This window comes from Halomonas sp. PBN3 (assembly GCF_000475415.1).
GTDB classification, from domain to species: domain Bacteria; phylum Pseudomonadota; class Gammaproteobacteria; order Pseudomonadales; family Halomonadaceae; genus Halomonas; species Halomonas shengliensis.
This window is the reverse complement of sequence record NZ_AXCA01000149.1, coordinates 25,869-46,338: the sequence shown is the minus strand read 5'-3', so window position 1 is coordinate 46,338 and position 20,470 is coordinate 25,869. Positions and strand designations below refer to the sequence as shown.

19 protein-coding genes are annotated in these 20,470 nt (G+C 69.8%); 4 read left to right on the top strand and 15 right to left on the bottom strand.

The annotated features are described in order from the left end of the window. From Q673_RS25565 to ftsY, 4 genes are all read right to left on the bottom strand, one after another. Positions 1–687, bottom strand: a 687-nt coding sequence (locus Q673_RS25565) for an RNA polymerase factor sigma-32 (protein ID WP_043524668.1), incomplete at its 3' end; no start/stop codon positions are given. Between the two features lie 152 nt (positions 688–839). Further along, positions 840–1,814, bottom strand: a complete 975-nt coding sequence (gene ftsX, locus Q673_RS25560; protein ID WP_023005523.1) for a permease-like cell division protein FtsX — start codon at positions 1,812–1,814, stop codon at positions 840–842. Beyond that, a complete protein-coding gene (gene ftsE, locus Q673_RS25555) occupies positions 1,811–2,479 on the bottom strand; it encodes a cell division ATP-binding protein FtsE (protein WP_023005522.1) in 669 nt (222 codons plus the stop codon). Before ftsE ends, ftsX begins: the two co-directional genes overlap by 4 nt. Next, positions 2,476–3,795, bottom strand: coding sequence for a signal recognition particle-docking protein FtsY (gene ftsY / locus Q673_RS25550; protein ID WP_023005521.1), 1,320 nt, complete (start codon positions 3,793–3,795; stop codon positions 2,476–2,478). The genes ftsE and ftsY overlap by 4 nt, the downstream gene beginning before the upstream one ends. 89 nt (positions 3,796–3,884) lie before the next feature. Between ftsY and rsmD the strand changes: the two genes are divergently transcribed. After that, complete coding sequence (rsmD, locus tag Q673_RS25545; RefSeq protein WP_023005520.1) at positions 3,885–4,529, top strand: 16S rRNA (guanine(966)-N(2))-methyltransferase RsmD; 645 nt, start codon at positions 3,885–3,887, stop codon at positions 4,527–4,529. Positions 4,530–4,628: 99 nt separating this feature from the next. Beyond that, the gene (locus tag Q673_RS25540; RefSeq protein ID WP_023005519.1) at positions 4,629–4,823 is read left to right on the top strand and encodes a cell division protein ZapB; all 195 of its coding nucleotides are present in this window, start codon (positions 4,629–4,631) and stop codon (positions 4,821–4,823) included. 17 nt (positions 4,824–4,840) lie between these two features. On the opposite strand, the gene Q673_RS25535 is transcribed toward Q673_RS25540, so the two are convergent. The 8 genes from Q673_RS25535 to Q673_RS25500 all read right to left on the bottom strand — a co-directional run bounded on the left by Q673_RS25535 (position 4,841) and on the right by Q673_RS25500 (position 12,869). Then, positions 4,841–5,374: a GNAT family N-acetyltransferase gene (locus Q673_RS25535; RefSeq protein ID WP_235048499.1), complete on the bottom strand. Its 534-nt coding sequence runs from the start codon at positions 5,372–5,374 to the stop codon at positions 4,841–4,843. Beyond that, complete coding sequence (locus tag Q673_RS25530) at positions 5,358–6,212, bottom strand: hypothetical protein (RefSeq protein ID WP_023005517.1); 855 nt, start codon at positions 6,210–6,212, stop codon at positions 5,358–5,360. Before Q673_RS25530 ends, Q673_RS25535 begins: the two co-directional genes overlap by 17 nt. Then, on the bottom strand, positions 6,209–6,517 hold the full coding sequence (locus Q673_RS25525; protein WP_023005516.1) for a BolA family protein: 309 nt from the start codon (positions 6,515–6,517) through the stop codon (positions 6,209–6,211). Before Q673_RS25525 ends, Q673_RS25530 begins: the two co-directional genes overlap by 4 nt. A 68-nt stretch (positions 6,518–6,585) precedes the next feature. Continuing rightward, positions 6,586–7,998, bottom strand: coding sequence for an MFS transporter (locus Q673_RS25520; protein WP_023005515.1), 1,413 nt, complete (start codon positions 7,996–7,998; stop codon positions 6,586–6,588). A 75-nt stretch (positions 7,999–8,073) separates the two neighbouring features. Continuing rightward, positions 8,074–8,460 (bottom strand): hypothetical protein, encoded by a 387-nt coding sequence (locus Q673_RS25515; RefSeq protein WP_023005514.1) that lies wholly within the window; start codon positions 8,458–8,460, stop codon positions 8,074–8,076. Between the two features lie 60 nt (positions 8,461–8,520). Continuing rightward, positions 8,521–10,086, bottom strand: coding sequence for a lysine--tRNA ligase (gene lysS, locus Q673_RS25510; RefSeq protein WP_023005513.1), 1,566 nt, complete (start codon positions 10,084–10,086; stop codon positions 8,521–8,523). Between the two features lie 167 nt (positions 10,087–10,253). Beyond that, positions 10,254–11,352, bottom strand: a protein-coding gene (gene prfB / locus Q673_RS25505; protein ID WP_152527090.1) for a peptide chain release factor 2 whose coding sequence is annotated in 2 segments (ribosomal slippage) — positions 10,254–11,276 and positions 11,278–11,352 — 1,098 coding nt in all. Because the reading frame shifts where the segments join, the coding sequence is not laid out codon by codon here. 191 nt (positions 11,353–11,543) lie between these two features. Continuing rightward, positions 11,544–12,869: an OmpP1/FadL family transporter gene (locus Q673_RS25500; RefSeq protein WP_023005511.1), complete on the bottom strand. Its 1,326-nt coding sequence runs from the start codon at positions 12,867–12,869 to the stop codon at positions 11,544–11,546. 299 nt (positions 12,870–13,168) lie between these two features. Here Q673_RS25500 and Q673_RS25495 point away from each other — a divergent pair, with 299 nt between their 5' ends. Further along, the gene (locus tag Q673_RS25495; protein ID WP_023005510.1) at positions 13,169–13,609 is read left to right on the top strand and encodes a MerR family transcriptional regulator; all 441 of its coding nucleotides are present in this window, start codon (positions 13,169–13,171) and stop codon (positions 13,607–13,609) included. Then, positions 13,606–16,359 (top strand): heavy metal translocating P-type ATPase, encoded by a 2,754-nt coding sequence (locus Q673_RS25490; RefSeq protein WP_023005509.1) that lies wholly within the window; start codon positions 13,606–13,608, stop codon positions 16,357–16,359. The genes Q673_RS25495 and Q673_RS25490 overlap by 4 nt, the downstream gene beginning before the upstream one ends. A gap of 83 nt (positions 16,360–16,442) precedes the next feature. Here Q673_RS25490 and Q673_RS25485 read toward each other — a convergent pair whose 3' ends face one another. From Q673_RS25485 to thrC, 3 genes are all read right to left on the bottom strand, one after another. Beyond that, a complete protein-coding gene (locus tag Q673_RS25485) occupies positions 16,443–17,060 on the bottom strand; it encodes a YitT family protein (RefSeq protein ID WP_023005508.1) in 618 nt (205 codons plus the stop codon). A 10-nt stretch (positions 17,061–17,070) separates the two neighbouring features. Next, the gene (locus Q673_RS25480; protein WP_023005507.1) at positions 17,071–18,873 is read right to left on the bottom strand and encodes a single-stranded-DNA-specific exonuclease RecJ; all 1,803 of its coding nucleotides are present in this window, start codon (positions 18,871–18,873) and stop codon (positions 17,071–17,073) included. Between the two features lie 207 nt (positions 18,874–19,080). Continuing rightward, positions 19,081–20,469 carry a threonine synthase gene (gene thrC, locus Q673_RS25475; RefSeq protein WP_023005506.1) on the bottom strand — a complete coding sequence of 463 codons (1,389 nt, stop codon included), beginning with the start codon at positions 20,467–20,469 and terminating at the stop codon, positions 19,081–19,083. Position 20,470 lies beyond the last annotated feature (1 nt).

Below are 20,470 nucleotides of genomic sequence, written 5' to 3'. Positions count from 1 at the left end.
GGCCTGCTGCAGGCGGCGGGTGGCATCGTCCTCCCAGTCGCTGTCCTCGAGCTGGGTGGCCGGGTCCGCCGAGGCGTCATCGAGGAAGTGCACCGGCGCCTGCCAGCTGCTCTCCTCGTCCTCGTTGGGCGCGGCGTCGAAGCCGGCGTCGTGGGCGGAGAGGCGGCCCTCCATCTCGCGCACCACCTCGGGCTTGACGTCGAGGTCTTTGGCGATGGCGTCGACCTCGTCGCCGCTCAGCCAGGCCAGACGCTTCTTGGCGCTGCGCAGGTTGAAGAAGAGCTTGCGCTGGGCCTTGGTGGTGGCGACCTTCACGATGCGCCAGTTGCGCAGCACGAACTCGTGGATCTCCGCCTTGATCCAGTGCACGGCGAAGGAGACCAGGCGCACGCCCTGGTTGGGATCGAAGCGCTTGACCGCCTTCATCAGGCCGATGTTGCCCTCCTGGATCAGGTCAGCCTGGGGCAGGCCGTAGCCGGAGTAGCTGCGGGCAATGTGCACGACGAAGCGCAGGTGCGACAGGACCAGGCGGCGGGCCGCCTCCAGGTCGCCTTCGTCATGCAGGCGGAGGGCCAGCTCGCGCTCCTCTTCGGCGGTCAGCATGGGGATGCCGCTTACCGCCCGGAGGTACCCGTTGAGGTCGTGCCCCGGGGAGAGTTGGCCCACTGGAAGAAGACTGGTGCTCATGTGCAGGATGCCTCCTCGTCAGCCCAGATATCCATTGGCATACACTTCATATGATGCCAGGAACCGGAAAAAGTTCCATGAAATCACGGGATAGCCCGTGAACCCCATGCGGGCGGCGGTCTGCTCGCAGGCCATGCTCGCGAGGCGTGCCGCTAGCGCGGCCTGACGTCGGCGAGGTGGCGGCTCACGGCGATCCAGGCGCCCAACCACCCAAGTAGTATACTACAGCCCACCAGGGTCACGGAACCGACCGCCCCCAGCTGCGGCAGGCTGAAGCTGGCGCCGTAGCTGGCCGCCAGGGCCGCCACCGGCGCCGCCAGCCACTCGCTGCCGAGTGTCAGCAGCCCCCAGGCCAACAGGCCCCCGCCCAGGCCGTACCAGGCCCCGCTGTAGAGGAAGGGGCGGCGCACGAAGGCGTGGGTGGCCCCGATCAGGGTCACCACCTCGATCTCCCGGCGGCGGTTCTCCACCGCCAGGCGGATGGTATTGCCCACCACCAGCAGCACCCCGCTGCCGAACAGCACCGCCAGGGCCAGGGCGACTCGCCGCCCCAGCTCCGCCAGGTGGCGCAGCCGCTCGATCCAGGCCAGGTCCAGGCGCACCTCCTCCACGCCGCTCACCCCCTCGAGCTCGCCGGCCAGGACGCGCACCGCCTCCGGGGAGGGGTCCGCCGGGCTGACCACCACGCTGGCCGGCAGCGGGTTCTCTTCCAGCCGCCCCAGGGCATCCTCCAGCCCCAGCGACTGCTGGAACTCCGCCATGCCCTCGGCGGCGGTGATCAGCCGGGTGCGCGCCACCCCCTCCCGGGCCGCCAGCGCCTCCTCGACCCGCGCCGCCTGGGCATCGTCCACCCGGCGCTCCAGGTAGACGGTCAGGGTCGCGCTCTCGGTCAGCTCGGTATCGAGCAGCCGGGCGCCATCCAGGGTCAGCCAGAGCGCGGCGGGCAGCACCAGGGCGATGGCGATGGCCAGCATGGTCACCAGGCTGCCGACGGGGGCACGCAGCAGCCGGCCGGCACTGTCCAGCGCCATGGCGCGGTGGTGGCGCAGCCAGCCGCGCAGGCGGCTGGTGGAACGGGTGCGATGGCGGCGGGCGCCGCGGGCAGGCGCCTCGGGGCGTCGGCTCATGCGGCCTCCTGGTCGCCCACCAGGCGGCCCTCGCGCAGCCGCAGGGTGCGGTGACGCAGCCGGGCGATCAGCGCCAGGTCGTGGCTGGCGATCATCACCGTGGTGCCGATGCGGTTGAAGTCCTCGAACAGCGCCATGATGTCGGCGGAGAGCTGGGGGTCGAGGTTGCCGGTGGGCTCGTCGGCGAGCAGCAGTGCCGGCTTGTTGACCACGGCGCGGGCGATCCCCACCCGCTGCTGCTCCCCGCCGGAGAGCTCGATGGGCAGCGCCTTCTCGCGATGCAGCAGGCCCACCTTGTCGAGGGCCGCCCGCACCCGGCGGGCCGCCTCCCGGGGCTCCACCCCCTGGATCTCCAGGGGCAGGGCCACGTTGTGAAAGATCGAGCGGTCGTGGAGCAGCTGGTGGTCCTGGAAGACCACGCCGATCTGGCGCCGGTAGAAGGGCACCTGGCTGGGGTGGAGCCGGCCGATGTCGTGGCCCGCCACCAGGATGCGGCCCCGGGTGGGGCGCTCCAGGCGCATGATCAGCCGCAGCAGGGAGCTCTTGCCGGCACCGGAGTGGCCGGTCAGGAACACCATCTCGCCGCGGCGCACGCGGAAGTCGAGGTTGGCGAGCGCCTCGAAGCGCCCGCCGTAACGCTTGCCCACGTGCTCGAAGGCGATCATGGGGCGGCGTCGTTCCCGTCGCGGTCGAAGAGGGCGTCGACGAACTCGTGAGCCACGAAGGGCCGCAGGTCATCCAGGGTCTCTCCGACCCCGATGAAGCGGATCGGCGTGCCCATCTGCTTGGCCAGGGCGAAGATGATGCCACCCTTGGCGGTGCCGTCGAGCTTGGTCAGGGTGATCCCGGTGATCGGCACCGCCTCGTTGAAGGTGCTGGCCTGGGAGAGGGCGTTCTGGCCGGTGCCGGCATCGAGCACCAGCATCACCTCGTGGGGGGCGGTGGCGTCGAGCTTGCCCATCACCCGGTGCACCTTCTTGAGCTCCTCCATCAGGTGCGCCTTGTTGTGCAGGCGACCGGCGGTGTCGGCGATCAGCACGTCGATCCCGCGCGCCTTGGCCGCCGCCACGGCGTCATAGACCACCGAGGCGCTGTCGGCGCCGGTGTGCTGGGCGATCACCGGCACCTTGTTGCGCTCGCCCCACACCTTGAGCTGCTCCACTGCCGCGGCGCGGAAGGTATCGCCGGCGGCCAGCATCACGCTGCGCCCCTCGCGCTGGAAGCGCTGGGTCAGCTTGCCGATGGTGGTGGTCTTGCCCACCCCGTTGACGCCGACCACCAGGATCACGAAGGGCCCCTCTCCCTTGGGCGGCAGGGTAAGCGGCTGGCTCACCGGGGCCAGCATGGCCGCCAGCTCCTCCTGCAGGGCGCGGTAGAGCGCCTCGCTGTCCTTGAGCTCCTTGCGCGAGACCCGCTCGGTCAGGCGGTCGATGATCGCGGTGGTGGCCTCGATGCCCACGTCCGCCATCAGCAGCTGGGTCTCGAGGTCCTCCATCAGGTCGTCGTCGATCTGCTTCCTGCCGAGGAACAGGTCCGCCAGGCCATCGGTGAAGCTGGCGCGGGTCTTGCCAAGGCCGGCCCGGATGCGCGCGAACCAGCCCTTCTTCTCCCCGCCGGAGGGCTTCTCCTGCAGGGCGGCGCGGGCCGGCTCGGGCTCGGGCTCGGGCTCGGGCTCGGGCTCGGGCTCGGGCTCGGGCTCGGGCTCGGGCTCGGGCTCGAAGGCAGTATCCGGCGTCGGTGCCGTTTCGGCGACAGGTTCGGGATCAGGCGCGGATGCATGCCGGGCGCCGGCGTCCGGCTCCTCGGCTGCCTCGGGTTCGTCGATAGGGGGTGTCTCGGGTGGCGCCTTCGACTCGGAGGGCGCTGCGGCCTCGGCGCCCTCCTCCTCGACGGCGTCGACCGCCTCCTCCAGAGGCTCCTGCTCCTGGCGGGTCGCCTCGTGCTCCTGCTGCTTCTTCTTGCGCTTGAAAAAACCGAACATGGACAGAATCAGCCTCGCGGATGAACGAATCGCCACATCCTACCACCGCCCACCATGACTGTGGACAAGCGCCCCGGTACAATCGCGCCATGACGCGACGCCCTTCACGCCACCGACGCCCGAGCCGGCGCGCCCCCCCCACAGCAGGCGCCAAGCCCTCCGGCCGGCTGCGCCTGATCGGTGGCGACTACCGCCGCCGGCTGCTGCCGGTGCTCGACAGCCCCGGGCTGCGCCCCACCCCCGACCGGGTCCGCGAGACCCTGTTCAATTGGCTGACCGCCGCCCTGCCCGGCGCCCGGGTGCTGGACCTCTTTGCCGGCACCGGCGCGCTGGGGCTTGAAGCGCTCTCCCGCGGCGCCCGCGAGGCCACCTTCGTGGAACGCGACGCCCGGGTGGCCGCCCAGCTACGCGGGAACCTGGCGACCCTCGGCGCCGAGGCGCGCGGGCGGGTGGTGGACGCCGACGCCGCGGCCTTCCTTGCCGGCCCGCCGGCGCCGGTCACCCTGGCCTTCCTCGACCCGCCCTTCCGCCAGGACCTGGCCGCGCCCTGCTGCGCCGCCCTGGAGAATGGCTGGCTGGCCGACGATGCCTTTATCTACCTGGAGACCGAGGCGGGACTCGCTCCCGAGGTCCCGGCGACCTGGCGGCTGCACCGCGAGCTGCGGGCGGGCGACAGCCACGGCCGGCTTTACCGCCGCGAGGCCTCGTCGTCGCCAGCCGACGACGCTTGCTGAGCCACAGGTGCGGCGTTACTCTGCGGCCACCGGCTTCGCCGCCCAGGCCGCCGCTCCAACCGCATGGACCACCCCCGGAACGACACCCAGGAGAACAGGATGAGCATCGAACTCTTCAACCGGCTCGAGCAGAAGGTCACCAGCGCCGTCGAGGCCCTGGAGCTGCTGAAGATGGAGGCCGAGGAGCTGCGCGAGGAAAACAGCCGCCTGAAGCAGGAGCGCGAGGAGTGGGAGCGCCGCCTGACCGCCGTGCTGGGCAAGCTGGACGAGGTGGACGGCGGCCAGCAGGGCTGAGGCGCCCTCCGGGGCCACTATCCCGGCTGCGACGTCTCCAGCCCCAGCGACATCAGCACCGCATCCTCCCTGACCGCCCCGCCCTGACGGGGCGGTGTCGTGTCTGGCCCCCATGAGGGAGTCGCGGGCAGCGGCGGATAGTAGCCGCGGCGCCGGCCATCCTCGACGAAGCCCGCCGCGTGATAGAGGGAAATGGCCGAGGCGTTGCCGGCGCGCACCTCCAGCAGCAGCCGCTCGCTGCCCCAGCCACGGGCCTGCTCGACCACCGCCGCCAACAGCCGACGCGCCAGCCCCTGCCCCCGGCAGGACTCCTCCACCAGGATCGCCTGCAGCTCCGCCTCGAAGGGCAGCCGCGCCACCGCGGCGTAGGCCACCAGGGCAGCGTCGCGGGCGAGGCCAAGCACCGCCATGGCGTCATCGTCGAGGGTCGCCGCCAACGCGGCTGGCGAGCCGCCGGTGGGCCAGCCATGGGCCGCCTCCAGCGCCGCCACCGCGGCCAGGTCATCCGCGCCCAGGCGCCGCAGGCGTGGCGTCTCAGTGGCCATCGCCATCCTGCCCGTCATCGCCGGCGCCTGCCGAGCGCTCCCCGGCCTCATCAGCCTCGGCACACCACACCTTGCCCATCTCCAGCAGCCGCGGCAGCAGGGCCCGCTTGGCCTCGGCACCGGCGGCGAGCGCGCCCAGGGCGGGCGCCTGCCAGGCCGGCAGGTCCAGGGTGACACTGCGCCCCTCCTCCAGCGCCAGGACCCGTGCCAGGGCCTCGTCGTCGCCGAACATCAACAGCCGGCGCGGCGCCCAGCCGCGCCGGCTCGCCCCATTCAGGAAGGCACGCAGCCCCTCGCGCGCCTCCGCCAGGGGCTCCTGCACCGGTAGGCCCTCCTGCAGCGGCCAGTGGAAGGGCTGGAACACCGGCAGCGGCGAGGCGATCCCGGCACCGCGCAGCAGGTTGGCCAGCAGCCGCAGGCGGGTCCGCCCCGGCGGCGCCTCGCCGGGCAGCAGCAGCAGCCAGCGCCCCTCCAGGCAGGCCACCTGGAAGGCGAAGCGCAGCGCTTCCCGGGGTGCCTCGGGCGCCGCCTCCGCGGTCTCCGGCTCGCTCGGCGCCTCGGCCACCGGCGCCTCGCCGAGCAGCGCCACCCGCGCCCTGCCGGGGCGCGGCGGACGGGCGGCCCGCTCCGGGGAGGCGGCGGGCTTGCGGGACGCCGGCTCCTGTTCGCGGGCCTCGCCGAGCAGCGCATGCAGGCGCTCGCCGGGGGGCGCGGCGGCAGGGGCCGCCGGCGTCTCCCACTCGCAGGCCGGGGTCGGCCGGGCGTTGGGCAGCACATAGCGCGCCGCCCAGCCGGTCAGCCCCATCGCCTCCAGGTACTGGAGGCGGTGCGGCTCGCTGGTCACCGTCCGCCGCCCCGGCAGTCGGGCGAGTCGGGGCGGCTCTGGCCGCCGGCTTCCCACTCGCTCGGGGTGTAGAGGTGCAGGGCCAGGGCGTGCACGGGGCCTGCCAGCTCGTCGGCCAGGGCGGCGTAGACTTGCTGGTGGCGCTTGACCGGCATCATGCCCTCGAAGCGCGCGCTGACCAGGGTCACCTTGAAGTGGGTCTCGGAGTTAGGCGGCACGGCGTGGCGGTGGCTCTCGTTCTCGACCTGGAGGAAGGCCGGCTCGAGGGCCTTGAGCTTCGCTTCGATGCTGGACTGGATGCGCATGGCGGCTTCCCGACGTAGTGAAGTGAAGGAGCCATTGTACTCGCTATGGGCGGTGCGAACGATGCGCCTCAGTCGCCGCCGGCGGCCTTGACAGCGCGCCGCTCGCGCTGGGCGGCGGCGGCCAGGGGCAGCCGTGCCAGGCTGGCCAGCAGCGCCAGCAGGGAGGTGAGCGCACCGAGCCACAGGGTCGCCTGCACGGCAAGCCCGGCGGCCAGGAAGGCGCCCACCAGGGCCACCCCCAGCGACTGCCCCACGGTGCGCGAGGTGCTCATGGCACCAGAGGCGTTGGCGCTGCGCTCGCGGGGCACGCTGCCGATCAGCTCGCGGTTGTTGGGTGGCTGGAAGAGGCCGAAGCCGATGCCGCACAGCGCCATGCGCCACAGCACCTCCACCACGCCGGCCTCGGCCTCCAGCCGGGCCAGCGACGCCAGCCCCGCCATCAGCAGCGCCAGCCCCGCCGAGGCCAGCAGGCTGGGGTTGAGCCGGTCCGCCAGTCGGCCCGCCAGGGGCCCCACCAGCATGATCGCCAGCGGCCAGGGGGTGAAGAGCCAGGCGGTCTGCAGCGGCGAGAAGCCCATCGCCTGCTGGAACAGGAAGGAGAGCGCCACGAAGGCGAGCCCCTGCCCCACGAAGGCGCAGCCCTGGGCGGCAAGCGCCAGGCTGAAGCGGCGCTCGGCGAAGAGCGAGAGCGGCAGCAGCGGGTGAGGGGCGCGTCGCTGTCGCCACAGGAACAGCAGCGCGGCCGTCAGGCTGCCCCCTGCCCAGGCCGCGACCAGCCCGGCCGGCATGCCATGGCCGGCGCCGTCCATGGCCACGAAGAGGCCGGCCAGCATCGCCACCGAGAACAGCGCGCCCTGCCAGTCGAAACCGCCGGGCCGCGCCACCTCCCGGGGCAGCGCCCGCCAGGCCAGCACCACCGCCACCGCACCCAGCGGCAGGTGCAGGGCGAACAGCCAGGGCCAGTCGGCCAGCGACAGCAGCACGCCGCCGATGGCCGGCCCGGCGGCATAGCCCGCCGCCACCACCAGGGCGGAGAGCCCCAGGGCGCTGCCGAGCAGGCGGGAGGGGAAGATCTGGCGATAGATCGAGGGGCCGATGGAGAGGGTCGCCGCCGCCCCCAGCCCCTGCAGGGCGCGGAACACCAGCAGGCTCTCGAGGCTTTGGGAGAGGGCGCTGCCCAGCGCCGCCAGGGTGAAGACCGCCACCCCCGCCACGTAGAGCCGGCGACGACTGAGCAGCTCGCTCAAGGCGGCGAACACCAGCAGGAAGGCGGCACAGGTGATCTGGAAGAGGTTGGTGACCCACACCGCCCGGGAGGCGGAGACATCGAGCCCCGCGGCGATGGAGGGCAGGGCGATGTTGACCATGGTGGTGTCCACCACCGCCATCAGGGTGCCGAGGATCAGCGCCAGCACCGCCAGGCGCCGCTCGGGGCCCGGCAGGCCATCGTCGCCGGGGCGGGTCGCGAAGAGTCGACTCATGCCATCTTCCGTCGGGGGTTCGTAATGCAAGAGACCGGCCGAAGCCGGTCTCTCCTGGGCAGTGCGGGTCGGCCGTCAGTCCTGGTCGGTCTCCAGCAGCAGGCTGTCGTCGACCTCGGAGATCTCCAGCGCCGTCTCGTCGTCGAGGTCGATGGCCAGGTAGCTGTGCTCGAGCTGCAGGAAGCGCTGGAACAGCGGCCAGTCAAGGGTCTCGGGCCACTGGCGTTCGTCCTCCTCCCAGGCGCGCAGCTCGGTCTCGAGGATCTCGAGGTAGCGCTCGCGCACGAAGCCCTGCAGGGCCTCCGGGGTATCCATCTCCGGGATCAGGTAGATGGTGCTCTCGCGCTCGACGTCGGCCAGCGTCAGGTCGTCGTCGCCGAGGGTGGGCTCGAGCCCGTTGATCCAGTCCACGAAGTGCTGGGTCGGGCGGACGCTCAGGGCAGAGCGGTTGAGCAGTTTCATGGTGGTCTCCTCGACGTCGAAACGACAGCCATTATGGGCGCTCAGGGCGCCCCTTACCAACTATTCCACCTCGGGCCGCATGGCCGGGAACAAGAGCACATCGCGGATCGAGGCGCTGTCGGTGAGCAGCATCACCAGGCGGTCGATGCCGATGCCTTCGCCGGCGGTGGGCGGCAGACCATACTCCAGCGCGCGCACGTAGTCGGCATCGTAGTACATCGCCTCGTCGTCGCCGGCCTCCTTCTCCGCCACCTGCTCGCGGAAGCGCTCGGCCTGGTCCTCGGCATCGTTGAGCTCCGAGAAGCCGTTGGCGATCTCGCGGCCGCCGACGAAGAACTCGAAGCGCTCGGTGACGAACGGGTCGGCATCCTTGCGCCGCGCCAGCGGGCTCACCTCGGTAGGATACTCGGTGATGAAGGTGGGCTGCTGCAGGCGATGCTCCACCGTCTTCTCGAAGATCTCGATCTGGATCTTACCCAGGCCCCAGCCATCCTTGACGTCGATATCCAGGCGCTCGGCGATCTGGCGCGCCGCGGCCTCGTCGGCCAGCGCCTCGGCATGGATGTCCGGGTTGAACTCGAGGATGGCATCGAAGACCGTGAGCCGGCGCAGCGGCTGGCCGAAGTCGTACTCGTAGTGTTCGAGCACCTCGCCGTCGCGGCTCTTCACCGTGTTGACCACGGTGGTGGTGCCCAGCACCTCGCGGGTCAGGGTGCGCAGCATCTCCTCGGTGAGGTCCATCAGGTCGTGGTAGTCCGCGTAGGCCTGATAGAACTCGATCATGGTGAACTCGGGGTTGTGGCGCGTGGAGAGCCCCTCGTTGCGGAAGTTGCGGTTGATCTCGAAGACCTTTTCGAAGCCGCCCACCACCAGGCGCTTGAGGTAGAGCTCCGGCGCGATGCGCAGGTACATGTCCTGGTCCAGCGCATTGTGGTGGGTGATGAAGGGCCGCGCGGTGGCGCCACCGGGGATCGCATGCAGCATGGGGGTCTCCACCTCCATGAAGCCGCGCGCCTCGAAGAAGCGACGCATGGCGCTGATCACCCCGGCGCGGGTCTCGAACACCTGGCGCGACTCGGGGTTCATGATCAGGTCGACGTAGCGCTGGCGATAGCGCGCCTCCATGTCGGTGAGGCCATGGAACTTGTCGGGCAGCGGGCGCAGGCTCTTGGTGAGCAGCAGCGCCTCCTCCATCATCACGTAGAGGTCGCCCTTACCCGACTTGTGCACCTGGCCGCGCCCCGCGACGATGTCACCGATGTCCCAGCCCTTGATCTCCTCGAGGGTCTCGGCGGGCAGTCCCTTCTTGTCGACGTAGAGCTGGATCTGGCCCGAGACATCCTGGATCACGATGAAGGGGCCGCGCTTGCGCATGATGCGCCCGGCCACGCCGGCCTGGTGGCCCAGCGCCTCGAGCTCGGCCTTGTCCTTGTCACCCAGCGCCGCATTGAGCTCGGCGGCATGGCTGTCGCGGCGGAAGTGGTTGGGGAAGGCGCTCTCGCCTCGCTCGGCAGCGCGCTCGCGGCGCGCGGCCAGCTTGGCGCGACGCTCGGCGATCAGGCGGTTCTCGTCGTTCTGGGTGCCGTTCTGAGACGGACTATCCGGGGAGGAGCTCTCGTTGGCCATTTCGCTACCTAACTGGGAATCTTTGATAAGGAAACTTTGATGCGCCTGCCGCCATCGCCGCGCGAGCGCTACCGAGACGAGGCGCCCCTCTGCGAGAGAGCGGCGCTGACGGTCGTCAACGAGCCTCCATCACAGAGGGGCAACGCCTGATCGGCGAGCGCAGCAGGCTATAGGCCCTGTTTGAGGCTGGCGATGATGAACTGGTCCAGATCACCATCCAGCACCTTGTCGCAGTTGCTGGTCTGCACGCCGGTGCGCAGGTCCTTGATGCGCTGGTCATCCAGCACGTAGGAGCGGATCTGGCTGCCCCAGCCGATGTCCGCCTTGGACTCCTCCGCCTCCTGCTTGGCGGCGTTGCGCTTGTCCATCTCGTGTTCCCACAGCTTCGCCTTGAGCTGCTTCATGGCGAAGTCGCGGTTGGCATGCTGGCTGCGCTGGCTCTGGCAGGCCACCACGATGCCGGTGGGCTCGTGGGTGATACGCACCGCCGAGTCGGTGGTGTTGACGTGCTGGCCGCCGGCGCCGCTGGAGCGGTAGGTGTCGACGCGCAGGTCTGCCGGGTTGATCTCCACCTCGAAGCTGTCGTCGATCTCGGGGGAGAGGAACACCGAGGCGAAGGAGGTGTGGCGACGGCCGCCGGAGTCGAAGGGGCTCTTGCGCACCAGGCGGTGCACGCCGGTCTCGGTCCGCAGCCAGCCGAAGGCGTAGTCACCCTGCACGTGCAGCGTGGCCGACTTGATGCCCGCCACCTCGCCGGCGGAGAGCTCGATGATCTCCGCCTTGAAGCCGTGGTGCTCAGCCCAGCGCAGGTACATGCGCAGCAGCATGTTGGCCCAGTCCTGGGCCTCGGTGCCGCCGGAGCCCGCCTGGATGTCGAGGTAGGCGTTATTTTCGTCCATCTCGCCGGAGAACATGCGCCGGAACTCGAGCTTCTCAAGGCTCGCCTGGAAGCCCTCGAGCTCCTTCTCCACCTCGGCGACGGTGGCCTCGTCCTCCTCCATCTCGGCCAGCTCGAGCAGGTCTCGGCTGTCGCCGAGCCCCTGGTCCAGCTCGTCGATGGTGGCGACGATAAGCTCGAGTGAGGCCCGCTCCTTGCCCAGCTTCTGGGCGTAGTCCGGGTCGTTCCAGACGTTGGGATCCTCAAGCTCGCGGGTGACTTCCTCTAGCCGATCCTTCTTCTCGGCATAGTCAAAGATACCCCCTCAGGACATCTGTCCGCTCAGACAGGTCCTTGATGAGGTTGTGAATCGGGTTGGTTTCCAGCATGGGGCTCATCCGAGTCTGCGATGGAAAACGGCCGCCGCGGCGGCGACTTGACGTCGAGGCCCCGGCGGCACGGAAAAGACACCTATTGTAGCGAAAGCCGCGGCGCCACGCATCCGCCGGCCGGCTCCTCCCGCCGAACGCAGTGAACCCGGCCGAGGCCGGGTTCACGGGTCACGCCTGGTGGACGCCGCTCAGAATCGGTAGGTCAGCTGGGCACCGAAGCCATGGGCCTCGTTCTTGTAGTCGGCGGAGTAAGCTGAAGTCACCGTCGGGACTGGCAAAGCCTCATGGTCCAGACGGTCATAATCAACTTGTGTACCTCGCTCGGTCAGGTAAGAGTAGGCAAAGTCCAAGGTCAGGTCCTCGGTCGGGCTCCAACCGGCACCGATGGAGAAGATACGGCGGTCATCGGAGGGAATACGCGCGCTACGCTTCGCATCCTGTGTCGGAGTGAAGTCCAGGGTGATACCGGCACGCAGCGCCAGCTGCGGGTTGAGCTGATACTCACCCCCCAGCGAATAGGCCCAGGCATTTGAGTAACTTTGCGGCTCTTCGGTGATCTCCTCTCCGTTGTTGGGGTCTACCACACGAATCTGATCGAACCTGCTCCAACGTGACCAGGAGGCCCCCGCCATCAGTTTCAGACGATCGGTCATCTGCTGTGTGACAGAGAAGCTCACGGTTTCCGGCGTGGTCAAGTCAAGCTTTGCATCTCTCTCCAGCCGCTCCGGCGCAATAGCATTCACCAAGCCAGCAGGATCGGTGGCTCGGTAATCACCTGTAAGCGTGTAGCTGACTTTTGAACGGTACGTCAGACCCAGCGTGGTTTCCGGCACGGGCTGGAACATTACACCCAGGTTGTAACCCCAGCCTTCATCATCGCCTTCGATACGTGCATCCAGATCTGCCGCAGGGTCAACAGGATTGAATGGGTTTGCAACTTGTCTATGCAGCTCACCATCCACACGGTTATAGGTGACGCCGGCCCCGATAGACCACTGCTCATTGAAGCGGTAGGAGACCGTCGGCTGAGCGCTCATTACCGTCAGCTCGGTGTAGTTGCCCAGGTTCCGGCCAATAAAGCCATCTTCATAGTCGGTCTTGGAGCCAAATGGGGCATAGACACCGAAGCCAAAGGCCAGACGCTCATTGACCGGGTGAGCATAGAAGGCAAAGGGCACGAAGGTACCAGGCACAATATCTCCATCTGAAGAGCCTTCAATCGGAACCGGGCCTGCACCGAAATCGCGAGATGCCTCGGCATTCTTGATATCGGTATTAACGTTCAAATAGGTACCACCAACCGATACCTGGGCACGATCGAGGAACGACATCCCCGCCGGGTTGCCGAACACGATGGTGGCGTCGTTGACGTTGGAGCTGCGCCCGGCGTGGCCGTAGCCTTGGCCGCTGACGCTCTGCTCGTTGATCTGGTAACCGCCGGCGTGGACCTGGCCGGTGAAGGCGGCGGCCGCCACGGCGGCAGCGAGGGTCAGGCGATTGAACTTGTTCTTCATGGATCCATCCCTTGCGGTGCTGTTGTGACCTTGGCGCCGATATGGCCTCGCGACGAGGCAGGCGCGTGCCCTCCCCTTTTCTCGTATGCGAACGAGCGTTTCAACCCCAAACGAGCGTTTTAATGCTGGAAACGCTAATACTTTGGTCGCACAGACGTTTGAAGCCATGAACTTTCATGGGGTTACCTAACATCGGCCCGGTGCCGCCTCGGCACACTTCGCCGGCGGGTGAACGCCTTGACCTTTGGGTAACCCAAGGGTTTTACACTCATGGCATGATAGAGACGAGAGGCCCCGCGATGAAGGTCAGCGAACTGGCGAAGGCCGCCGGCGTCACCGCCGAGACGGTACGCCACTACGTGCGCGAGGGGCTGCTGCATCCCGAGCGCCACCCCGACAACGGCTACCAGCTCTTCGCCCATGAGGACCTGGAGCGGCTGCGCTTCATCCAGCGCGCCCGCACCCTCGGCTTCGGCGTGGCCGAGATCCGCGACATCCTCGACCACGCCGATCATGGCGACTCCCCCTGCCCCATGGTGCGCGATCTGCTCGCCAGCCGACTGCCGCAGATCCGCGAGCGCATCGCCGAGCTGCAGGCCCTGGCCGAGCGCATGGAGCGGGCGCTGGACGCCTGGGCCGAGATGCCCGACGGCACCCCGGACGGCCACAGCCTGTGCCGGCTGATCGAGAACTTCCCCGAACCGCTCCACGCCGACGCTTCCGACAAGGAGACGCCATGAACGCCACCCTCGAACGCCAGGTACCCGGCATGAACTGCCAGGGCTGCGTGAAGCGCATGCGCGAGGCGATCCAGGCCGAGGATCCGGACGCCGAGGTGGTCGGCGAACCGGGCGCGAAGCGCCTGACCGTCACCTCCACCCTCGACGACGCGCGCCTCGACCGCGCCCTCCAGCAGGCCGGCTATCCACCGGCGGATCGTCCGCTGCGCCATGAGCGCCGGGTGCCCGACATGAGCTGCCAGGGCTGCGTGAAGCGCATGCGCGAGGCGATCCAGGCCGAGGACCCGGATGCCGAGGTGGAGGGCGATCCGGCGGAGAAGCGCCTTGCGGTGACCACCCGGCTGGATGACGAGACCCTGGACCGGCTGCTGGGCGAGGCCGGCTACCCGCCGGGCGAGGCCTCGGCGCCGGCCGAGGAGGCCGAGCCGACGCCCGCCCCTGCAGAGGCCGAAACATCGCACGAGGCACCCGCCGACGAGCGCGCCACCACCCGGCGCCTCGCCATCGGCGGCATGACCTGCGCCAGCTGCGTGAAGAGCGTCCAGCAGGCGCTGGAGCGCACCCCGGGGGTGGTCTCGGCCACGGTCAACTTCGGGACCCACACCGCTCAGGTGCAGGGTAGCGCCGAGGAGAAGGCCCTGATCGAGGCGGTGGAGTCGGTGGGCTACGGCGCCGAGCCGATCCACGACCTGCGCCAGGCCGAGGCGGCCCGGGCCGAGCGCGAGCGGCACGAGTATCGCCGCCTGCTGCGCGGCAGCGCCTGGTCACTGGCGCTGGCCGTGCCGCTGATGGTGGGCATGTTCGTCTACCACCCCCACCCGGAAGGCGCCGGCCGGCTCTTCTGGCTGGTGATCGGGGCGCTGACGCTCGCCGTGATGGCCTTCCCCGGTCGCCACTTCTTCGTCAACGCCTGGAAGAACTTCCGCCACCACCAGGCCAACATGGACACCCTGATCGCCATGGGCACCGGCACCGCCTGGGCGTACTCCATGGCGGTGGTGGCCTTCGCCCCCTGGCTGCCCGAGATGGCCCGCGGCATCTACTTCGAGGCCTCGTCGATGATCATCGGCCTGGTGCTGCTGGGCAACGCCCTGGAACTGCGTGCCCGGGGCCGCACCAGCGACGCCCTCAAGCGCCTGCTCGACCTGCAGAGCCGCACGGCTCGGGTGATCCGCGATGGCGAGGAGCGCGAGGTGGAGATCGACGCGGTGCGCGAGGAGGACCTGATCCGCGTGCGCCCCGGGGAGCGCCTGCCGGTGGATGGCGAGGTGACCGAGGGCCAGAGCCATATCGACGAGTCCATGCTCACCGGCGAGCCGCTACCGGTGGCCAAGGCCGAGGGCGACGAGGTGAGCGCCGGCACCGTGAACGGCAATGGCTCGCTGGTCTACCGGGCCACCCGGGTCGGCGCCGACACCCGCCTTGGCCGCATCACCGAGCAGGTGGCCAGCGCCCAGAACTCGCGGCCGCCCATCGGCCAGCTTGCCGACCGGATCTCGAGCATCTTCGTGCCCTCGGTGATGATCATCGCCGTGCTCACCGCCCTGGTCTGGTACAACCTCGGCCCCGAGCCGCGGGTGCTGCACATGCTGGTTACCGCCACCACGGTGCTGATCATCGCCTGTCCCTGTGCCCTGGGCCTGGCCACCCCGATCTCCACCATGATCGGGGTCGGCAAGGCCGCCGAGCACGGCGTGCTGGTGAGAAGCGGCGACGCCCTGCAGACCGCCAGCCGCCTCACCACCCTGGTGGTCGACAAGACCGGCACCCTCACCGAGGGCAAGCCACGGGTCACCGAGGCCGAGGTGCTGGATGGCGACGAGCAGGAGCGCCTCGGCCTGGTGGCGGCCCTGGAGCGCGGCTCCGAGCACCCGCTGGCGGCGGCCCTGCTCTCCCATGCCGAACAGGCCGGCGCCGCGCCCGCCGAGATCCATGACTTCGACAGCGTGACCGGCGGCGGGGTGAAGGCCGAGACGCGCGACGGTCGCGCGCTGCTGCTGGGCAACGCCCGCCTGCTGGAGGAGGCCGGCGTCGACCTCTCGTCAGGGCGCGAGCGCGGCGCCGAGCTGGAGAAGCAGGCCCGCACCGTGGTCTACCTGGCCGTGGAGGGCACACTGGCCGCGCTGTTCGGGATCAGCGACCCGCTGCGCCACGACACCGTGGCGGCGGTTAAGCGCCTGCAGGCCGACGGCCTCCGGGTGGTGATGCTGACCGGCGACAACGCGTATACCGCCGGCGCCATCGCCCGGGAGGTGGGCATCGATGACTTCCGTGCGGGGCTCCTCCCCGAGGACAAGCACGCCGAGATCGAGCGCCTGCAGGGCGAAGGCGAGGTGGTCGGCATGGTCGGCGACGGCATCAACGACGCCCCGGCCCTGGCCCGGGCCGACGTCGGCTTCGCCATCGGCCAGGGCACCGACGTGGCCATCGAGAGCGCCGGCATCACCCTGGTGCGCGGCTCGCTGCACGGCGTCGCCGCGGCCATCGAGGTCAGCCGGGCGACGCTCTCCAACATCAAGCAGAACCTGGTGGGCGCCTTCGGCTACAACGTGCTGGGCATCCCCATCGCCGCCGGCGTGCTCTATCCGCTCACCGGCACCCTGCTGTCGCCGATGATCGCCGGGGCGGCGATGTCGCTCTCCTCGATCACCGTGGTCAGCAACGCCAACCGCCTGCGCCTGTTCCGCCCCTCCGGCGAGGCCGGCGGCGCCGAACCGTCATCCAACACCCCCGAGGAGGCACGCCCATGAGCTGGATCGTCAACCTGGCCGGCCTCGCCCTGATCGGCCTGATCGCCTGGTGGTTCTGGGGCAAGCGCTGAGCGTGGCGGCGCTCAGCTCACCCCCATGTAGCGCCCGGGCTTGTGGTTCAGGGCGATGATCAGGTTGAGCGCCACCGCACCCAGCACCGAGAGCCCCACCCGGTCGGCCGGCAGCAATGCCAGGCCGGCCAGCATGATGGCGCCGTCGATGGCCAGCTGCACATAGCCGGCGCGCAGCCCGAAGCGGTCCTGCAGGTAGAGCACCAGGATGTTCACTCCGCCGAGGCTGGCGCGGTGGCGGAACAGGATCAGCATGCCGATGCCGATTAGGCAGCCACCCATCAGCGCCCCGTAGAGCGGCGCCAGGCCGGCGATGTCGATCCAGCGCCCGGTGAGCTCCGAGAACAGCGAGACCAGCCCGATGGCGGCGAAGGTGCGCAAGGTGAAGGACCAGCCCATGCGCCTGATGGCCAGCCAGTAGAACGGCAGGTTGATCAGGAAGAACCAGGCACCGAAGGGCCAGCCGCTGGCGTACTGCAGCAGGAAGGCCATACCGGCGGTGCTGCCGGTGAGCAGCGTGGCCTGGGTGTAGAGGGTCACGCCCAGCGCCACGAACAGCGTGCCCACCAGCATCGCCATGGCGTCCTCCCAGAGGGAGTGGGGGTCCTTGGGCAGCTCCTGGGGATCCATGCCTGGCTCCTTAGATAACGTTTGCGTGCTCGACCATCAGCTGCAGGCTCTCCCGACCCCGCCAGCGGTTGCGGTTGAGCTTGTAGGCGCAGCGCAGGCGGTCGCCCACGCCGAAGGCGGGCACCTCGCCGGGGGTCAGCGCCCGGAACCAGATCGCCCGGTGGGTCGCCGCGCCCAGGGAGAGCTCCAGCATCAGGTGGGTGCCGTCGGCGCCGACCGGGCGCAGCCGCTCGACGAGGAACTCGCCCTGGAAGAGCGGTGGGTCGAACTCGCGGCCGTAGGGGCCGAGCGCCTGCAGCTCCTCGAGCGTCGCCAGGCTGAGCTGCTCGGGGGCCAAGTCGCCGTCGGTGAGGATCCGCGGGTAGAGCTCGGCCTCTCCCAGCTGCTCGGCCACCGCCTGCAGGAAGGCGGCCTTGAAGGCATCGAGATGCTCGACGGGCACGCCGACCCCGGCCGCCCCGCGGTGGCCGCCGAAGCGCGGCAGCGCCTCCGGCGCCAGGGCGAAGGTGCGCTGCAGGGCGTCACGCAGGTGGAGCGCCTCGATGGAACGCCCGGAGCCGGTGAGCATGCCCGGTGCCGCGGCGGGGGTCAGCACCAGCGCCGGCCGCCCGTAGGCCTGCACCAGCCGCGAGGCGACGATGCCTTGCACCCCCGGGTGGCCATCCTCGAGGAAGACCACGATGGCCGGCTCGTCGGCGGCCAGCGCCGGCAGCGCCAGGGCCCTCGCCTCCTCGGCCATGTCCGCCTCGATCGCCTTGCGCGACTGGTTGTCCTGATCCAGCACATCCAGATAGCGGCTCGCCACATGATCCTGCTCGGCCAGCATGAAGTGCAGCGCCGCATAGGGGTCGTCCAGGCGCGAGCGGGCGTTGATCCGTGGCCCCATCTGGAAGCCCAGGGTCTCGGCGTCGAAGGGCACGCTGTCGGCGCCCAGGCGCGCCGCCATGGCGCGCCAGCAGGCCGCCTCCATGCGGTTGATCAGCGCCAGGCCGTGGGTCACCACCGCGCGGTTGGTGGGGCTACCGCCCAGCGAGACGCAGTCCGCCACGGTACCCAGCGCCACGTAGGAGAGCCAGGGCGAGAGCTTGGGGGTGGCCTCGGGCAGCACGCCCCACTCGATCAGCACCGAGCGGGTCAGCGACATCACAAGCCAGGCCACCATGCAGCCGGCGATGGTGGCGTCGGGGTAGGGGCAGTCGTCCCGGGTGGGGTTGACCACCGCCTGGGCGGAGGGCGGCGGCCCCTCCACCGGCAGGGCGTGGTGGTCGCTGACCACCACGTCGATGCCCTCGGCGGCCAGCCGCGCGATTCGCGGCTCGTCGGAGCTGCCGCAGTCGGCGGTGATGACGAGGCTCGGGCGCGGCGAGAGCGCCAGGGTGCGCTCCACCAGCGGCAGGCTGATGCCGTAGCCGTCGTGGATGCGGTGGCCGATCAGGCTGTGCAGCCTCGCCTCCGGCACGCCGAACAGCTCGTGCAGGGTGCGCCGGATCACCACGTGGGAGGTGATGCCGTCGACGTCGTAGTCGGTGAGGATGCCGATATGCTCGCCATCCACCACCGCCTGGGCGATGCGCTCGGCGGCGCGCCGGGCGTCGGCGAGCCTCTCGGGGTGGGCCAGGTGGCGCAGGCTGGGCGCGACCAGCGGGTCGAGCTCACCCTGGTAGCCGGCCAAACGGCCGGCCAGCACCCGGGCCTGGAGCTCGGAGAGGCCCTCGCGCTGGGCGCGGGCATAGAGGGCGGCATCCCGGGGACGCGGCAGGATGCGCGGCCTCAGGCGCTGGTGAAGATCGACGGGATCGCTTGCGGCGTTCAAACCTGGCTCCAGCAAGTAAGAGACACGAAGAAGGGCAGCGGGGAGGCAGGGGCCCGCTCGGGGCTGATCCGGCGACAGGCCTTCAGGGAGGCGCTGTGAACCCATCCCTGGGCGCTACCTCGGCCATCCCTGGTCCTCGGACCTCCCTTTCGGCCTATCCCCGGCGCCCCTCGCTGGTGGTGTGCCGCCGCAGAAATGTCATGTGGTTCAACGGCGATTCTCGGCGACGAACCGCTGCACGGCAGAGAGCTCGGCCGGCAGTACGCGGTAGCGCTCCTCGCGCTCCAGCAGGTCGTCCATGTGCGGCGGCAGCGGCACGCCCGGGAAGCCCGCCTTGACCACCGCCTCGGCGAACTTGGCCGGGTGGGCGGTGGCCAGGGTGATCATCGGCACGGCGGCATCGCCCCGCTCGCGCTCGGCGGCACGGTAGCCGGTGGCGGTGTGCGGGTCGAGGATCTCCTGGGTGCGATGGTGCGCCTCGCGGATCACCTCGAGGATGGTGGCGTCATCCACGCTATGGCTGGCGAAGCGCTCGCGCAGCCGCGCCAGGGGGGCATCGGCGAGTGCCGTCGGCTCGGCCTGGAAGCGCTCAAGCAGCGAGGCCACGGCGGCGCCGTCACGCTCGTAGGCCTCGAACAGCAGGCGCTCGAAATTGGAGGAGACCACGATATCCATGGAGGGCGCCAGGGTCGCCTTGAGCTCCTGCTTCGAGAAGTCGTTGGCGGCCAGGGTGCGGTGCAGGATGTCGTTGGCGTTGGTGGCGATCACGAAGCGCTCCACCGGCAGCCCCATGCGGTAGGCCATGTAGCCGGCGAAGACGTTGCCGAAGTTGGCCGAGGGCACGCAGAAGCTCACCGGACGGTGCGGCGCGCCCAGCGCCACGGCGGAGGCCACGTAGTAGACGATCTGGGCCATGATCCGCGCCCAGTTGATGGAGTTCACCGCCACCAGGCGGGTGCCATTCAGGAACGACTGGTCGGCGAAGCTCGCCTTGACCATCGCCTGGGCGTCGTCGAAGTTGCCCTCGATGGCGACGTTGAAGACGTTGTCCGCCAGCACAGTGGTCATCTGGCGGCGCTGCACCTCCGAGACCCGGTTGTGGGGGTGGAGGATGAAGATGTCGAGGTTGTCGCAGTGGCGGCAGCCCTCGATGGCGGCGGAGCCGGTGTCGCCGGAGGTCGCCCCCATGATCACCGCGCGCTCGCCGCGCTTCTTCAGGAAGTGGTCGAGGATGCGGCCGAGCAGCTGCAGCGCCACGTCCTTGAAGGCCAGGGTCGGGCCGTGGAACAGCTCGAGCAGGAAGTGGTTGGCGTCGAGCTGGTTGAGGGGCACCACTGCGTCATGGCTGAAGGTGGCGTAGGCCTCCTCGACGATAGCGCGGAAGGTGTCATCATCGATCTCGCCGTTGACGAACGGCTTCATCACCCGGAAGGCGATCTCGGCATAGGAGAGCCCGGCCATGGCGGCGAGGTCGTCACGGGAGAGCGAGGGGATCTCCTCGGGCACGTAGAGGCCGCCATCGCTGGCCATGCCGGTGAGCACGACCTCCTCGAAGGAGAGCGCAGGCGCCTGCCCGCGGGTACTGATATAGCGCATG